This is a genomic window from Pseudoprevotella muciniphila, from assembly GCF_003265305.2.
Classification (GTDB): Bacteria; Bacteroidota; Bacteroidia; order Bacteroidales; family Bacteroidaceae; genus Alloprevotella; species Alloprevotella muciniphila.
Genome location: NZ_CP033459.1, coordinates 2386548 through 2401376 on the forward strand (window position 1 = coordinate 2386548; position 14829 = coordinate 2401376).

The 14829-nt window shown below is 43.0% G+C and carries 18 protein-coding genes and 1 tRNA gene; 13 read left to right on the plus strand and 6 right to left on the minus strand.

Annotated features, from left to right (window positions below):
- Positions 1-420 precede the first annotated feature (420 nt).
- Genes C7Y71_RS09650 through C7Y71_RS09660 form a run of 3 tightly spaced genes read right to left on the minus strand, consistent with a single transcriptional unit; the run spans position 421 to position 2912 of the window.
- Positions 421-1320 (minus strand): DUF2490 domain-containing protein, encoded by a 900-nt coding sequence (locus tag C7Y71_RS09650; protein ID WP_111897493.1) that lies wholly within the window; start codon positions 1318-1320, stop codon positions 421-423.
- A gap of 17 nt (positions 1321-1337) precedes the next feature.
- Positions 1338-2066: a DUF4956 domain-containing protein gene (locus C7Y71_RS09655; RefSeq protein ID WP_111897494.1), complete on the minus strand. Its 729-nt coding sequence runs from the start codon at positions 2064-2066 to the stop codon at positions 1338-1340.
- 12 nt (positions 2067-2078) lie between these two features.
- Positions 2079-2912 (minus strand): polyphosphate polymerase domain-containing protein, encoded by an 834-nt coding sequence (locus tag C7Y71_RS09660; RefSeq protein ID WP_111897495.1) that lies wholly within the window; start codon positions 2910-2912, stop codon positions 2079-2081.
- A gap of 652 nt (positions 2913-3564) precedes the next feature.
- Here C7Y71_RS09660 and C7Y71_RS09665 point away from each other — a divergent pair.
- The 5 genes from C7Y71_RS09665 (at position 3565) to C7Y71_RS09680 (ending at position 7312) form a co-directional block, all read left to right on the plus strand.
- Positions 3565-3639: transfer RNA gene (locus C7Y71_RS09665), tRNA-Pro, on the plus strand.
- A 122-nt stretch (positions 3640-3761) separates the two neighbouring features.
- A complete protein-coding gene (locus C7Y71_RS09670; RefSeq protein WP_111897497.1) occupies positions 3762-4007 on the plus strand; it encodes an antirestriction protein ArdA in 246 nt (81 codons plus the stop codon).
- A 134-nt stretch (positions 4008-4141) separates the two neighbouring features.
- Entirely contained in the window at positions 4142-6193 is a 2052-nt protein-coding gene (locus C7Y71_RS09675; protein ID WP_111897498.1) for a hypothetical protein, read from the plus strand.
- A gap of 426 nt (positions 6194-6619) precedes the next feature.
- Positions 6620-6748, plus strand: coding sequence for a hypothetical protein (locus C7Y71_RS12125; RefSeq protein ID WP_262883949.1), 129 nt, complete (start codon positions 6620-6622; stop codon positions 6746-6748).
- Between the two features lie 60 nt (positions 6749-6808).
- On the plus strand, positions 6809-7312 hold the full coding sequence (locus C7Y71_RS09680) for a hypothetical protein (protein WP_111897499.1): 504 nt from the start codon (positions 6809-6811) through the stop codon (positions 7310-7312).
- Positions 7313-7479: 167 nt separating this feature from the next.
- Here the strand turns inward: C7Y71_RS09680 and C7Y71_RS09685 are convergent, their stop codons facing one another.
- A complete protein-coding gene (locus C7Y71_RS09685; protein WP_146739330.1) occupies positions 7480-7659 on the minus strand; it encodes a hypothetical protein in 180 nt (59 codons plus the stop codon).
- Positions 7660-7977: 318 nt separating this feature from the next.
- On the opposite strand from C7Y71_RS09685, the gene C7Y71_RS09690 reads away from it, so the two are divergent.
- Positions 7978-8301, plus strand: coding sequence for a hypothetical protein (locus C7Y71_RS09690; RefSeq protein WP_111897501.1), 324 nt, complete (start codon positions 7978-7980; stop codon positions 8299-8301).
- Between the two features lie 179 nt (positions 8302-8480).
- Positions 8481-9047 carry a DUF4468 domain-containing protein gene (locus C7Y71_RS09695; RefSeq protein WP_111897502.1) on the plus strand — a complete coding sequence of 189 codons (567 nt, stop codon included), beginning with the start codon at positions 8481-8483 and terminating at the stop codon, positions 9045-9047.
- Between the two features lie 204 nt (positions 9048-9251).
- On the opposite strand, the gene C7Y71_RS09700 is transcribed toward C7Y71_RS09695, so the two are convergent.
- Entirely contained in the window at positions 9252-10508 is a 1257-nt protein-coding gene (locus C7Y71_RS09700; protein WP_111897503.1) for an ATP-binding protein, read from the minus strand.
- A gap of 179 nt (positions 10509-10687) precedes the next feature.
- Positions 10688-10831, minus strand: a complete 144-nt coding sequence (locus C7Y71_RS11895) for a hypothetical protein (protein ID WP_193215902.1) — start codon at positions 10829-10831, stop codon at positions 10688-10690.
- Between the two features lie 326 nt (positions 10832-11157).
- Here C7Y71_RS11895 and C7Y71_RS09705 point away from each other — a divergent pair, with 326 nt between their 5' ends.
- The 6 genes from C7Y71_RS09705 (at position 11158) to C7Y71_RS09730 (ending at position 14501) form a co-directional block, all read left to right on the plus strand.
- Complete coding sequence (locus C7Y71_RS09705) at positions 11158-11460, plus strand: hypothetical protein (RefSeq protein WP_111897505.1); 303 nt, start codon at positions 11158-11160, stop codon at positions 11458-11460.
- A gap of 86 nt (positions 11461-11546) precedes the next feature.
- Positions 11547-11810, plus strand: coding sequence for a hypothetical protein (locus tag C7Y71_RS09710; RefSeq protein ID WP_111897506.1), 264 nt, complete (start codon positions 11547-11549; stop codon positions 11808-11810).
- A gap of 663 nt (positions 11811-12473) precedes the next feature.
- Positions 12474-12797: a hypothetical protein gene (locus C7Y71_RS09715; protein WP_111897507.1), complete on the plus strand. Its 324-nt coding sequence runs from the start codon at positions 12474-12476 to the stop codon at positions 12795-12797.
- 52 nt (positions 12798-12849) lie between these two features.
- On the plus strand, positions 12850-13422 hold the full coding sequence (locus tag C7Y71_RS09720) for an ArdC-like ssDNA-binding domain-containing protein (RefSeq protein WP_111897508.1): 573 nt from the start codon (positions 12850-12852) through the stop codon (positions 13420-13422).
- A 105-nt stretch (positions 13423-13527) separates the two neighbouring features.
- Positions 13528-14103 carry a hypothetical protein gene (locus C7Y71_RS09725; RefSeq protein WP_111897509.1) on the plus strand — a complete coding sequence of 192 codons (576 nt, stop codon included), beginning with the start codon at positions 13528-13530 and terminating at the stop codon, positions 14101-14103.
- An 83-nt stretch (positions 14104-14186) separates the two neighbouring features.
- Positions 14187-14501, plus strand: coding sequence for a MutS N-terminal domain-containing protein (locus C7Y71_RS09730; RefSeq protein ID WP_111897510.1), 315 nt, complete (start codon positions 14187-14189; stop codon positions 14499-14501).
- Positions 14502-14829 lie beyond the last annotated feature (328 nt).

Here is a 14829-nt window from a genome sequence, read left to right on the forward strand (position 1 = left end):
AGTGGTTCAATCTCGATTATTTCTGAAAATGAATGTGAAAATAATGTTAAATTTTACACAAAGGAGGCAGTTTTACCTAAAAAAATCAGACAACCCCTTATGGGATTGCCTGAAATATGCTTAACAGTATTAACATATAAAATATAGTTCTGTGAGGCGTCTAAGGGAACTTTTATAAAGTGTCCCTTGCTTGTTTGCACTGCAAAAGTCTGAAAAAGCATCAATCCTCGCAAATTTATTATACAAATCGTTGGATTTTATAGACGAATGGGTATGAGATGGTCGTAGAACCGTTTTTTTTAGTTTTGTTCTGGATAGTTAAAATTTTCGGAGTACTCTGAATCGTCTGAGAACTCCGAAAACTCTGATTTCTCTCAACAATGTCTGTGGCAGGAGAAATCTCAATAATAGTATCAAGGTTTAGAACTTGAACTTGTAACTGAGGTTGATGGCATGCAGGTCGCCCTCGTTATCATCATCAGTGCCATGGTTGTAGACGTATGCCAAGCCAAACTGGTGGGTCTTCTTGATGGTGTAGTCGGCACCGATGGTGTAGCGGTATTTCTTAGGATTCCATGAACTTCCTTCTGTAGCGGAGCTTTTGTGCGTAGAGAAGCCGAATCCCTTATTGAGGCAGTGGCTCAACTCAATAGAAGCGTATGGTTCGAGAGGTATGCCCTTGATGTTGTACGACACCTGGAAGCGCGAGCGTACGTAGTAGCGGTTCTTGCTGTGCTTGTTGTCAATGACTTCTTCTTTTGAACCAAAATACTGGTTGTTGTAAGTATAAACGCTTCGCCCCATCATTTCGTAGAACTCTTTGCTTTCTTCGTCAAGAGGTGTACGATATTTTATGCTGTTAGTTTCATCGGAGCGATAATGGGTGTACTGTAAACGCTCGCGCAGAGAAAAACTGAAACGCCCCACATCAAGTTTACCTACGGCTTGAATATAAAGGCGATGCTTATTGCGACGGAAATCTTTATCAATATTGTAACCTGAGAAAGTTGTAGTGCCTGTTTCCGCGTCAGTGTCATATTTGGTGTTCACCTCTGTATCCTTCCAATCGTTCATAAATGCATAACCGGCACCGAAGCGAAGAAACTTCCAAGGCTTATAGGTAACACCAATATTGAACCCCGTACGCGTAACCTTAGTAACTTTATCTTCGAAGCGTGCTTCAACACCGCCTTCAAGAGAAAGTTTTTTGCCAAATTTCTTTTCTATTCCGACTTCGGTCCAAATGCCGAAGTCGTCGCTTTGTGCCGATGCTGAGAGTACAGCCATGGCACCAAGCACTAATGAAAGGAGTCTTTTCATATTGATTCTTTATAGTTTTATTTCATTCGGATATTCTGGTTCACTGTGTTAGGACCGCGGTCCACTCCTGTAGGGTCGTAATGTACGTTGAGCAGGCAGCAGTCGAGCAAGAAGTCAACGGAACCTACTTCCACATTGGTAATCTTTATGCCCAGACGCTTTTCGAGGTCTGCCTTGAGTTCTTCGCGCTTCTCCGGTACAATGAGGTCGATGTTGTCGTATTTCACGAGTTTTGTGGCCCGGCGTCTGCGGTTTACGGAAAACTCCATGGTGGATGCCACAAGTACGAACACAATGTTTACAACGAGGATAAGCATAAACTCCTTGCTGCTGACCAGTGTTCCAGGGTCAGAGAAGGCGAGACTCCATTTAACATTGGGAGATGTGCCGTTAGCCACACTGAGTGCAACGAGATAGAACAGGTATGTCATTTCGCGCACATTCACCTGCTCCGTCCTGTAGCGAAGAATGCCGAATACGGCGAACAAACCGAGGGCGGCACCCATCTGGAGTTTCGTACCCTGAGCCATGAAGAGCAGTACGAATATCGCTGTGGAGAGCAATATGAAAGTGAAGTAGTAAAGGCGGTTGCGGCTCTTCTTAAAGTAGAGCACGTGAGTGATGAACCATACCGACAAAGAGTTGATAACCAGTAGCGGTACGAAGTTCATGATTGTAACGAGTGCAGACTGACGCTGCGCGGCTGTGTCGAGCAGTTGTTCTGCCGTTTGTTGTAAGAATATCAAGGTATAATGTTTTTAGTTTTCTATGTTTACTTTCTTTTCCTCATCGTTATACTCCTTGAGATAAGAATCGGGATGGTTGATGCGTTTCGCCACGGTGCGTAGGCGCTTGCGCAACAGGTTTTGCCGCAGTGAGCTGTTTGTGATAGCACTTCCGATGACGTATTTACTGAATCCGCTGGGCTTGATGCGCAGTTCGCGCAGCATGGCAAGCAGGGGAGAGTGGGTGCGGCCGTCACGCTTCAGTTCAATGATGACGAGGTTGTCGAGCCGTTGCTTCTTGCCTGTCTCGTGATTGTCGAAGCGCAGGTTGAAGTCTATCGTTACGCGCTCCGTTTTCTCATAATTCACAAGTGTTATACGTGAAAAGAAATTGCTCATGGCAGGAATCAGGTCGCTGAATTTCAGCCCGAGTTGCTCCTCGAGGAAGGGCTCACCCACCAGAGAGTCCTGCATGATAGTGTCCTGCATAGGCACCTTCACACGCTTCTTCCGTGTCTTGCCATGGTTGTCCTTCCGCTTTATCTCAAGAAAGGCAATGCCGCTATCTACATAGCGCCTCGTACGTACCTTCGTGCGAGGTTTGCGCTTTTGGGCGTGAATAAGATAATAGTGGTGGTCATCGCAGAAATCCCAGTAGAGTGTGTTATAGTTCGCTATGCGCGAATCGTTGATTTCCTGAACATAATACTTGCTCTGCGTGAGTTGAAGCAAACGCATAAGCGTCGGCACATTAGTAACATACTTTGTGTCGTTCCGCTTCATCAACTTTACAGCAGACATCTCTTCGAGCGAAATGGTCTTCATCTCGGAAAGCAGACTCAGGATGTCCGTCATGGTATCTGTCATTATGCTTGCAAAAATAATAAAAAAAAATACTAACTCAGTCTGTCTTGGAAAAAAAAAGACAAAAGGGCGGATTGTGTCGACGAAAACAATACCGTTGACTTTAAGTCAAAATCTCTATCTATCAGACATTTTCTTTTCAAGAATGATAGAATTCAAGAATTTAATCTCACCACAAGTTATGAGGATTAGGCATGAATTGAAAAGTGAGTTGTATAGGAAATAAAAATTCTCTAATTCTAAAAATCTTGATATAATTATTTCAGATTGTTTTTCTTTAAGAATGATAGAATTCAAGAATTTAATTTCACCACAAGTTATGAGGATTAGGCATGAATTGAAAAGTGAGTTGTATAGGAAATAAAAATTCTCTAATTCTAAAAATCTTGATATAATTATTTCAGATTGTTTTTCTTTAAGAATGATAGAATTCAAGAATTTAATTTCACCACAAGTTATGAGGATTAGGCATGAATTGAAAAGTGAGTTGTATAGGAAATAAAAATTCTCTAATTCTAAAAATCTTGATATAATTATTTCAGATTGTTTTTCTTTAAGGATGACCATTTCATGTGCAAAAGCGAAATCTTTTAGAAAAAATTGTAGGAATAATTTGCACAATGTAAAAAAAGGTTATACTTTTGCACTCGCAATTCGGGGTGTAGCTCAGTTCGGTTAGAGTACGCGTCTGGGGGGCGTGGGGTCGCTGGTTCAAATCCAGTCACCCCGACTTGTTTCAGGAACCGTTAGGCATCAACTGCTTAGCGGTTTTTGATTTATACAGGAACAGAGGATTTGGTGCATGTTTGGGTTTCTTTGTGTTCTAAAACCATTTTTGATACAGAAAATATAATGTATTCCTTATTTTTAGTTTTAATCGCAACATTGACAGGTGAACGCGACATAGATGCTGCCCGTGAGAACCACTGCGGACAGTGGGACAGCGAGGAAGACTTCGCCTGGCATATCTTCGATGAAATGTATGCCTATCAGATACCCGAATCGATGCACCATTACTTCGACATCAAGCGTCTTGCCAGCGACCTTTTCGATTTCGACTACTACTTTGAAAACGGACACGTTTTCAATCGGTGTTGACATTGTTCAACACTTTTTTAACGAAAGCTCGGTAAAGCCGAGCTTTATTTTTTTATCGTTATAAAAATATTCTCTTGGTCATCAATGATTTATTTTGTTTCTTTGTATAGTTTTAACTATAAGCAAAGACTATCATGAAAAAAGTATTATTTTTTTTAGTTATTTTCTCTTTGATAATATCATGCTCTCATGATGATGCAGACGATGTTGTTCCCAATAATGAAGAGCAAAAGGAACAAATAGACAAAGTAATAGAGGGTCTTGACGAATTGTTAGGACAAGGTAAAAAAGTTCCTTACGAACAAATACAATCCTATTTAAGTAAGTATTCAGGTGTTACTACCTATGTAGAGGATGGACTTTTGAATATAACTACAGAAGAAGGCATGTCATTTATTATTGATAATGATGCCATCTGTTCTTTAAAAGAAAGCTCTGATACTTTAGATGAAAATTATGAAGACATTGCAACCTTAATAGATGAAATAGAAAACGATTTATTTCCTAAACAAGAATCATTAAATGCTGTTTCAGCCTCTTCGTATCCAAAGCATATTAACAAAACGATGAATGCTAACGCAGTAGCAGCCTCTTCTTCATCTTCCCAAAATATACGCTTTCTTAAAAAGAAAAAAATCTTAATATGGTCTCCTTGGGAACTTAATGACAAGTATGCTCAAAGAATCGAAGCATCTTGCAATTCATATAATGCACGGAATAGCAAAAAAATTCAATGTGTTTACAAGAAAGGTGCTGCGGAATGTACATTACAAAGTATGAATCAGTTTTCAAATTATGATATAGTTGTACCGATATGTCATGGAACACCAAAAGGATTTATAGAACTTCCAATGATAAAGAATACCAAAGAAGATGGAACCAAAGAAGATGATATAGATGCACAAAAGCGCTATGCAAAAGCAGGATATGAAATAGTCAAAACATATAACGAGAAGACAAAAAGATATGAATATAGTATTAAACCATCAGAAGAAATGCTTAAAAAGAATTTACCTGCAAGTCTTGAACATACTATAATGTGGACAGCAATATGTTTTGCAGGTAAAAGTAGTAATTCAGTATTGAAGAAGGTTTGTGAAGATAAAAAAGTAGCAGCATTTTATGGAGCGGATAAAGAAACAAGTGGAAATTTTGCCACGAGTGTCTTAAGGAATTTTATTCCTAAATTCTATTATGGAGGAACTGCAAGAGCTGTCATATATGATATTTTAAAAGCATATAGTTCAAAATATTCTGAAGTGGTGGATGTGGATTTTAATCTAAAAAAATATATTGGAGGTACCTATCATCTTGAAAATAGCAATCAATATGAAATTGCTCATATTATACTTAAGACATTAAGAGCGAATCCAAATCCAGGAGGTAGTATCGTAGCTCCTAAAAATATAAATAGTCAGTCAAGTCGCTCTCCTTCAAATAGTTTACTTAAAGAATCGATGTCAGGTAATCAAGAAGTGGGTTTGTGTTTTACTAACCAAAGCACTGGAAAGATAACCAATATACCTTTTGTTCAATCTAATATAGTTAACTATAACATAAATAATAGTACGCTGAGTTCATGTTATAATGTAGAATGTAAAACAGATGTCTTAGAAGCAGGTACATATAAATACAAGACATATCTTATTATAGATGGTGAAACCACCTATGCAACAGAAGAATATGAATACATCAAAGACAACTCCCTCTGCCCCAACAACAACCATCCTCACGCCATCGACATGGGTGCCGCAGGCGTATGGGCTTGCTGCAATGTCGGTGCAAGTAAACCAGAAGACTATGGCGGCTACTATGCTTGGGGCGAGACGAGAACGAATGATGTGGCATGTCAAAAGTGGGGCGGTTCTTGGCGCATGCCATCGAAAGAACAATTAGAAAATTTGGTAGACAATTGCACGTACAAGTGGACGCAAGTGAACAACGTATATGGTCAGATGTTTACAGCCTCGAACGGCAACCGCATCTTTCTTCCCGCTGCGGGCTACCGCGACGGCGCGTCGCTCTACTACGCAGGTTCTTGCGGCTACTACTGGTCGCGTACGCTCATCTCAGACGGCCTCGCGGTCGGCGCGTACACTCTGGACTTCGGCTCGGACTGCTTCGACCTCGACGACCGCTTCTACGACGACTGCGACGGACTTTCGGTTCGGCCCGTTCGCCCTTAAGAACTGAAAGTGCATCCTTCCCAATGCCCCACAACGCACAGATTTGGGACTGTTCTTCTTTGTGGGGCGCAAAGCTGAGGCTTTAGCCTCTCGCCCCAACGGAGAAGAATAGGCTCAAATCTTCTAAGAAAATAAAATAATGGCAAGTATTAACGTATTGGTACAATCTGAATAAGAAGTTAAGAAATAGTCTGTCTTTTCCCACCCCCATAAAAGCGTGTTACTTTGCAACAAACCGCAAAGTAACACGCTTTCTTTATGACCTCCACCGAAATCAAGACCATTGAACTCATCGTAAACTCCGAGCAGGCGAAGTCTTTTAAAGCAAGTTGAGCGCAGAGGCAAAACTTGTTTTTACTATGCCGAGCCGAAGCCCAAAAGTCTGTAGAGAAACGCCTTGACGAGTAGGAGATACGCCTCGAAAATATGCGCGAGACGGACGAGAGCCACTTGGAAGAACGCACGGACTTCTCCGATGCTTTCGATACGATCTATATCGGTTGCGAACGTTTTCCGCAACAACAAATAGTGCTTCCTACAACGTCTGATTTCTAAATGAATTATTGCTTTGTCCAACCGTATAAAATATCACTTTTGTACTCTAATATTAAGATAATGCTTAATTTTGCGCCCATGCAAACCGAACAAAAATACTTTGAAGATGATGTTTTCAAAGAAAGATTGATGATAAACGTAAATGCTGATAAGCGCGAACTTTCAAGTAATATTCGTGCAGCACGTGCTATACTCAATTCTTTTCCAGATGTAACTATTATCATCAATGCACACTCATATACCATAGGTATTAAGAATCCCGAATATACCGTTAACGAGAAACTCGGTGACAGAAAAGGAATTATGAGTGAAAAAGGCGTAACCGCTGGCTTTAAGTCTGCCAAAAAGCAAGGATGCAAGGTAGTGGTGATTGATTTGGATGAACATATTTGGCTGGTCAGACCATTTGAACTGTCCAAATACATTTCGAGGAGAAAAGCGGATTTTGAGCAAGGTCTCATTGAGGCTTGCTATGTTGTTTTCAACGGTGAAGCGGTTTGTGTCAATGCTAAAGAGCAGACACGACGAGAAATAGAATCCATTATAAATGAATTAAAGCCGTAGGTTCTCGACCTACGGCTCTTATTCTTGACGGTTGCGGAGCTTGATGTTATCGCGCCTATATGCAACTCTCATCTGCTGCAAAAGTAGGCATTTTTTTTTATATAGCAAATTATTCTCGATTTTTTTAGGCTGTTACCGTATTTTTTTATCAAAAAAGGGTCAGGGTTTCATATATCGAGCCTAAAGTCTCGACCGGAAGGCTTCATCTCACGAGCCACTTGTCCGTAGTCAGCCTGCCGCGCAAAGTGCGGCGTAGGCAGGAACGGACGTATTAAAGTGGCAAGTAATCCTTCGCTCGAGCTTTGCTCGCTTGCAAGGCAAAAACGCAGGCGTGCTATGAATGGCACGCTTTTTTTTTGTTCCCACCCTGTCGTCTGCATAGGTACTGTGCATACGACTTCCGACTTTTGAGCGGTGCGGATTGTGCTTGCCTTTGTTTGTGAGGGTAAGACTTTAACGTGTTTATGCCCACCGCATTTCTACTGCAAAGGTAAGGGACGCTACGTTGGGTACGCTGCGCCTGCAAGGGTTTCCACAAAAATTGTCAGACTGCGCAGAAATTTGGGCGGACATCCTCCCTTGCAGCCACTACGCGCCCACCTTTCGTAGGCAGTATAAATCACGGGGACAACCCCACAAGTCTTACTCTTAAACTCACAAACAAAATGAAAGCAATCACTATCCTTCGCGCACTGCTCAAAGAAAGCATCAACACAGAAAACTGCGGCATCGTCCGTGTACACGAAGAACTGCCGTACACGGAATTCATCCGAAAGTATCTTTACAGCGACTTCCAAGACAAGGTTATCGACTACCACCGCTTCGTGGCAACCGAAGGCGAGTACTTCTACTGCTGGAACAGCATCGAAATCGACTTTAACCCGATTCACAGACGCTTCGGCTGTGGCTTCTCCTGCTACGTCCATTACATCGACGGACAGTTCCTGCACATCATGCCGCTGGACGAGGAAGAAAGCGAGGTGGATTGACCACCTCGCCTTTCTGCAAAAGCAAAGTCGTTATTTAATCACTGGCGATTTACTTATTTATTCGCCTTTACGGGTTCTTAAATGCTCCTAATTATTAAAGTTTTTAACTTTTGTCCTCATTTTTGTCTTGTTTTGAACTCTTAAATTCGTAATTTTGCAGACACTAAATAATTCTAATTATGAAAAAGTTTGCTTTATTATTCTTTTTTCTCTTAACTGTAGCCATCAACGCTCAGGATGATGGAGTAAAACCTTTGGAACTTGATACAGTAATTCAAGTCAATGATGCGTCTAAACAACAAATATACGATGGGCTAAAGACATGGTTTGTTGAAAATGCTAAAGTTGATTCTCGCTTTTTATTGCAGATTGACAATAGAGATGATGGTTTGTTACAGGGTAAACTTACCTATGAAGTTGTTTGGAACAACCTTACTTGGGCGGCTTTGACTGGATATGTTGAAATCGTATTTAACATTCAAATTAGAGAAGGTCGTTTTAGATTAAAGCTATACAATGTTACACATATATCTACTGAGCCTAATAGAAATTTTGCAAGGCAGTGGTCGCAGGGCTTAGTATATATAGGTGGTTATCCGCCTCATATTAAAGGTTTAGCAAAAAAACCGTATTCTAAAATGCAAGATAAGGTTATACCCTTATTTAAAGTAGAAAGTTTGTCTATGATTAACTCTATGAAGAACAACATTGTTTCAGGAGCTTCAAATGACAATGATGATTGGTAATTTTGTTTTTTGATGGCGTTCCGGCAATGCCGTCAGGCTTTCGTAAATCGAGCCTAAGGTCTCGACCAAAAGGCTTCAATCCTTAACGCGAGCGTGCTATAATGGCACGCTTTTTTTATTCCCACCCAGTCGTCTGCAATGATACTGTGCATACGACTTTTTCCCAAACTTTTGGGCTGAGGCTCGGTAAAGTAAACGAGTTTCCTATGTATCTAAATCAACTTTTCCCAAAAGGAAATCGATAAGACTTATTACTAATATCCCGTTTTCCGTATGCCATGGGATAGTCCTACTTTTTACTATGATAATCTTCCGAAAGGCATCCTTTATGTTCAGCAAAGACTGACTTTCTTGTTCCAGTTTATCTCTGTCTGGAATAGATAATGCCGACTGTATGTAATACCGTTTGCTGAAATCGTTGACCACAAAATCTATTTCCAAATGAGTTCGTTTTGATTCACCTGCTTCATTGCGCTTACGAATTTCCACATCGCCTACATCCACTTGAAATCCTCTTGCGAGCAATTCATTATACAATACGTTCTCCATAATGTGACTCTCTTCTTGTTGCCTGAAATTCAGCAATGCGTTACGAATACCCAAGTCTTCAAAATAGTATTTGGACAAAGTTCCGATATACTTCCGACCTTTCACGTCATAGCGTTCTGCCTTGTTGACGATAAACGCATCCGTCAGATATGAAAGGTATTGGCCGATGGTTCTGCCATGGATGGCAACGCCCTCAACGCTTTGAAATGTATTTGATATCTTGTTGGGATTGTTAGGCGAACCTATCTGAGAGGCTAATATCTGAACTAACTTGTCAAATTCTGAAACATTCTTGATTTTGTATCGTTCCAAGATGTCAGATAAATATGCAGTCTGATATACACTACGAAGATAATTTGCCTTGCTTTCTGCGTCTTCAAAAGAAAGAACTTGGGGAAGGCCACCATAAGTGCAGTAGGACAGCCACGCGTCTTCCTTATCACCGCCTATAGCTGAATAAAACTCTGCGAAACTTAACGGATGAAGCCTAATTTGATGGTCGCGTCCCCTGAACTCCGTTGCTATGTCTGATGATAGAAAACGGGAATTGCTGCCAGTCACAAAGACATCTACATTATGAATGCGCAGCAAACTGTTGAGGACATCGACGAATTCATCCAATCTCTGCACTTCGTCAATAATTATATAATACTGACCTTCTGCCGTTATCTTGTTACGCACATATTCCATCATCTTAAAGGGATTTCTCAATTCATAGAAAGCCATGTCTTCCAAAGAAATCTCTATGATATGGTCTTCTCTTATTCCTTCCGATAAAAGCTGTGAGTGGAATAATTTAGTTAACAGAAAAGATTTACCGCAACGGCGTGGACCGGTAATGACCTTGATCAGTCCATTCCCTCGGCTTTTAGTAAGCTTTTCCAAATAATAGTTTCGATTGATAACGTTCATGTTGCGATAGATTTCTGGAATTTGTACCGATTTTTCAGCGCAAAGTTAGCGATAGTTGTTATATAGACAAAGATATTTTCTGTTTTATAAAGATATTTTCTGTTTTATTATTTTAGGTGGGCGTTTCCCTAACAGGTCAGGCTTTCGTAAATCGAGCCTAAGGTCTCGACCGGAAGGCTTCATCTCACGCGCCACTTGCCCGTAGTCAGCCCGCCGCGCGATGTGCGGCGAAGGCTGGGAAGGACGAAGAAAGTGGCAAGTAATCCTTCGCTCGAGCTTTGCTCGCTTGCAAGGCAAGAACGCAGGCGTACTATGAATGGCACGCTTTTTTTGTTCCCACCCTGTCGTCTGCATAGGTACTGTGCATACGACTTCCGACTTTTGAGCAGTGCGGACAGTGCTTGCCTTTGTTTGTGAGGGTAAGACTTTAACGTGTTTATGTCCACCGCATTTCTACTGCAAAGGTAAGGGACGTTACGTTTGGTGAACCAAGTTCAGCGAAGCCTGAAAGGGTTTCCACAAAAATTATCAGACTGCGCAGAAATTTTGGCGGACATCCTCCCTTGCAGCCACTTCGCGCCCACCTTTCGTTGGCAGTATAAATCACGGGGGCAACCTCACAAGTCTTACTCTTAAACTCACAAACAAAATGAAAGCAAACACTATCCTTCGCGCACTGCTCAAAGAAAGCATCAGCACAGAAAACTGCGGCATCGTCCGCGTACACGAAGAACTGCCGTACACGGAGTTCATCCGTCAGTATCTTTACAGCGACTTCCAAGACCAGGTTATCGACTACTACCGCTACGTCACACCCGAAGGCGAGTATTTCTATTGCTGGCACAATGACGAAATACACTTCGGCTTCGGGCAAAGCTGCTACGTCCATTACATCGACGGACAGCTACTGCATATCATTCCGTTGAATGACGAAGAGAGCGAAGGGGACTGACCCCTCGCTTCTTAAATTTCTCATCGTTATGCCTACGGGTATAGCGACTTTTTATTATTTTTGCAAATAAATAAAATACTTTTGTTATGCTTGATTTTGAAGAAGCCAAAGAGTTCATGAAGAAACCATTGCCAGAGAGATTTCATATCTATATGATTTCTGAAATGTGCGATGAAGATGGTTATAATGAGATGATGAAGAATAACAACTACAATTATCTTCCAATTTTACAACAAATCAAAGAAAAATTACCAGCAGAGTTCTTTGCTTATTTTAATGATTTGTTAATTGAGGAAGAATACGACAAATACTTTGATGCTTTCAAAAAGGCATTAGGAGGAATGGTCTAATAAATTTTACTTAGGGCGTTTCCCTTTCGGGTCAGGCTTTCGTATATCGAGCCTAAGGTCTCGACCAAAAGGCTTCAATCCTTAACGCAGGCGTGCTATGAATGGCACGCTTTTTTTATTCCCACCCAGTCGTCTTCATTGATACTGTGCATACGACTTCCCACCCTTATCTAAGGTGTTGCAAATATGTGAACTATTTGTAACGGGTTTCTTTGTTTTTCTTCTCTCTATCTTGTACTACGCTTCTCTGTTGTGCTGGCTGGTCTTTGCCATAATGTCGGCTGGGAATCTGGGTGTTCAAAACCAAGACAGTTGTCTTTACATCATTTTTAAGTCTTGATGATACTAGCCGTCTATGCCCGTCTGGTGCTCCGCAACGGTATGTGTATTCGAGATTTGCCGCTGCAAAGGTAGGGACGCACCGCTTGGGAAACTCCTGAGAGTTTGGCTCCGCCTGCAAGGGTTTCCACAACTTTTTTCAAAAACTTTTTGCCGCTGCGCTTACCAAAAACTTTTCTGAAGGTCTGCGACTGAAATAAGTTGCGGACGACCTCCCTGTGCACCTGCTTCCTGCGCCTTACCTCTTAGGGCAGTGTCAAAAATCGAAACATACCGCGAAGCGACAGGCGACGCAAAGTATCAACAATTCAAAACTTAAAAATCATGACAACTCTCTTTAACACATCCGATTTCCAGCTGACGGCTCAAGAGCAGCCCAAACGCACACGACGCAGCGCTGACAAGATGTCAAAAATCTCACACCCGCTCGCTCAAGGTTCTACAATGTATCGTAAGGCGCAAGCCGCGTTAGGCATTGCACTCGCAAGCATTTCAAGCGTTTACAGCGGACAAGCCGCAATTATCAGTCGCGAAGCATACAACAACGGCACAGCCCAAGTAATTGCCGAAATATGGGAAGACGGCGAAAACGTACTTTGCCAATTTGACATAAACGAAGACGGCGATTTTACCGAAATCCGCCTATAAACCGACACACAAAACACAATCCACATTTATAAACATTCAAAATTTTACAGCGATGAACACACAGACAACCACCGCTACGAGAACCAGCAACGCGACCAAGAGCCGCAGAGTAACGAACCGCAGCAGCAAGGCAAGCAGCAGCCGCAGGGCAGCAGACCGCCGCACGGCAACCGAACCGCAACACGTTTCGGAAGTAATCCCCGAAGCAGTCGAGGAAATAAAGCAGAAAGCCGAGAGCCGCAAGGAAGCAGCCAAGCAACGCCGCGCCGAACTGAAAGCACTTTCCAACCAGCTTAAACAAGGCGTGCAGGCTGGAATGATACCCGAAAGCGAGGACGGCACTATAAACGGACTTTTGCGCTTTTTCTATGCACAGCAGGGACACACCGAGCTAAAGACATTCGACGAGTGGAAAGAAGCCGGCTATATAGTCCGCAAAGGACAAAAGGCAATTTTACTTTGGGGCAAGCCGCGCAAGCACAATGCAGGCAAGGAAAACGCCGAAGCAGGCGAGGACACCGACCAGCAGACCACCGACCAGCAAGACGATTTTTTCCCCGTGTGCTATGTTTTCTCAAATCTGCAAGTCCACGCAATCAACAAGCCAGCCGACGCGCAGGCATAAAGCAACCCGATAGGATAAAGGGCAAAGGGGAAGCCCGAAAGGGCAACCCCACCGCCCAACCTATAATAACACACTTTATTTTTCACACTTTAATTTTTTACAACTATGGCAACAACAACAGCCAAGAGCGCAACACGCGCAACCGAGAGCAAGAACGCAGCCGCAGCCGCTGCAAGTGTAGCAACCAGCAAGAGCGCAACCGCAAGCCGTATTATTGTGGCAGGCATACCCAAGCCCAGCGAGAAGCCCGAAGCAAAGCCAGCCGAGAAGCCGCAGAGCGCAGCCAGCGCAAACACTGTGCAGGCAGCAGCACCAGCAGCCCAGCCGCGAGAACTCACAGCGGAAGAGAAAGCCGCCCAGCTGCAAAAGGAGATAGAGCGCAAAACGGCAGCACTGCAAGCTGCACTAACGGAGCTTGCACACAAAAAGGAGCTAAACGACCACCGCACGCGCTTTCTCAAAACTTTAGACCAGCTGCAAGCAGCCGAAGCGCAGTTAAACGAAACAGACGATTTTGAAGCCCCAAAATGCAAAATTAGCTTCGAGACCAAGCCCGACGGCTACAGATGGGACACAGCTTTTTCTATCGGTAACGCCGAACTGCAAAAGGAGTTTATAACCTTTATTCGCGCCAAGATACGCGCAAAGGTTGAGGACATCGAAGCCGAACTAATCAAGTAAGGCAGTCCAGCGACAAGGAGAGCGACGGCAAGACCGCGCCGCCGCTTTCCTGCTTTTTGTTAAACCCATAAACAAGCAAGACAATGAACACAACAAACAACACCGACACACGCAGCCCGATTTTAAGGCAATACGAACAAATCAAGGAAAAGCACCCCGACGCCGTTTTGCTTTTCCGCACGGGCGATTTTTATACAATGTACCACGAGGACGCAGACACCGCCAGCCGCGTTTTAGGCATAACCAAGCGCACGGGCAACGACTTGAACGGCTCACGAAATTACGCCGTACCTTTCGCCAGCTTTCCATATCACGCGCTCGATATTTATTTGCCGCGACTGATACGCGCAGGCTGCCGCGTAGCCATTTGCGACCAATTAGAGCAGCCCAGCCGATGACCGACAGGCAGCAACACGACAACCGCCACCGCAGCCCAGCGATGGCGGTAAATTTTGCTTTTGCTTGTTTTTTTTTTGCTCGGTACGGCGGTTTGCGATCTTGCCCAAGCCATACCCTTACTTTCAGTTTATGCCCAGACGCAAACCGCCGTACCTTCGCCAAACCAGGCAAAAGAACAGAGGAGTGCGACAGAAGGATAAACCTCAGTGCCGCACGGCAATATCAAATGCCCAACTCCATTGCATTTCGTTTTCCCACCCACCCGTTTTGAAAAAGCGGAGTGCGGCGAATGGGATGCAATGGTCTCCGTAACCGTTACGCGGCAAA

Excerpts from the sequence above, each read along its gene's own strand:
- C7Y71_RS09650 (WP_111897493.1), bottom strand. The coding sequence starts at position 1,320 with ATGAAAAGACTCCTTTCATTAGTGCTTGGTGCCATGGCTGTACTCTCA.
- C7Y71_RS09660 (WP_111897495.1), bottom strand. The coding sequence starts at position 2,912 with ATGACAGATACCATGACGGACATCCTGAGTCTGCTTTCCGAGATGAAG.
- C7Y71_RS09670 (WP_111897497.1), top strand. The coding sequence starts at position 3,762 with ATGTATTCCTTATTTTTAGTTTTAATCGCAACATTGACAGGTGAACGC.
- C7Y71_RS09675 (WP_111897498.1), top strand. The coding sequence starts at position 4,142 with ATGAAAAAAGTATTATTTTTTTTAGTTATTTTCTCTTTGATAATATCA.
- C7Y71_RS12125 (WP_262883949.1), top strand. The coding sequence starts at position 6,620 with ATGCGCGAGACGGACGAGAGCCACTTGGAAGAACGCACGGACTTCTCC.
- C7Y71_RS09680 (WP_111897499.1), top strand. The coding sequence starts at position 6,809 with ATGCTTAATTTTGCGCCCATGCAAACCGAACAAAAATACTTTGAAGAT.
- C7Y71_RS09690 (WP_111897501.1), top strand. The coding sequence starts at position 7,978 with ATGAAAGCAATCACTATCCTTCGCGCACTGCTCAAAGAAAGCATCAAC.
- C7Y71_RS09695 (WP_111897502.1), top strand. The coding sequence starts at position 8,481 with ATGAAAAAGTTTGCTTTATTATTCTTTTTTCTCTTAACTGTAGCCATC.
- C7Y71_RS09700 (WP_111897503.1), bottom strand. The coding sequence starts at position 10,508 with ATGAACGTTATCAATCGAAACTATTATTTGGAAAAGCTTACTAAAAGC.
- C7Y71_RS09705 (WP_111897505.1), top strand. The coding sequence starts at position 11,158 with ATGAAAGCAAACACTATCCTTCGCGCACTGCTCAAAGAAAGCATCAGC.
- C7Y71_RS09710 (WP_111897506.1), top strand. The coding sequence starts at position 11,547 with ATGCTTGATTTTGAAGAAGCCAAAGAGTTCATGAAGAAACCATTGCCA.
- C7Y71_RS09715 (WP_111897507.1), top strand. The coding sequence starts at position 12,474 with ATGACAACTCTCTTTAACACATCCGATTTCCAGCTGACGGCTCAAGAG.
- C7Y71_RS09720 (WP_111897508.1), top strand. The coding sequence starts at position 12,850 with ATGAACACACAGACAACCACCGCTACGAGAACCAGCAACGCGACCAAG.
- C7Y71_RS09725 (WP_111897509.1), top strand. The coding sequence starts at position 13,528 with ATGGCAACAACAACAGCCAAGAGCGCAACACGCGCAACCGAGAGCAAG.
- C7Y71_RS09730 (WP_111897510.1), top strand. The coding sequence starts at position 14,187 with ATGAACACAACAAACAACACCGACACACGCAGCCCGATTTTAAGGCAA.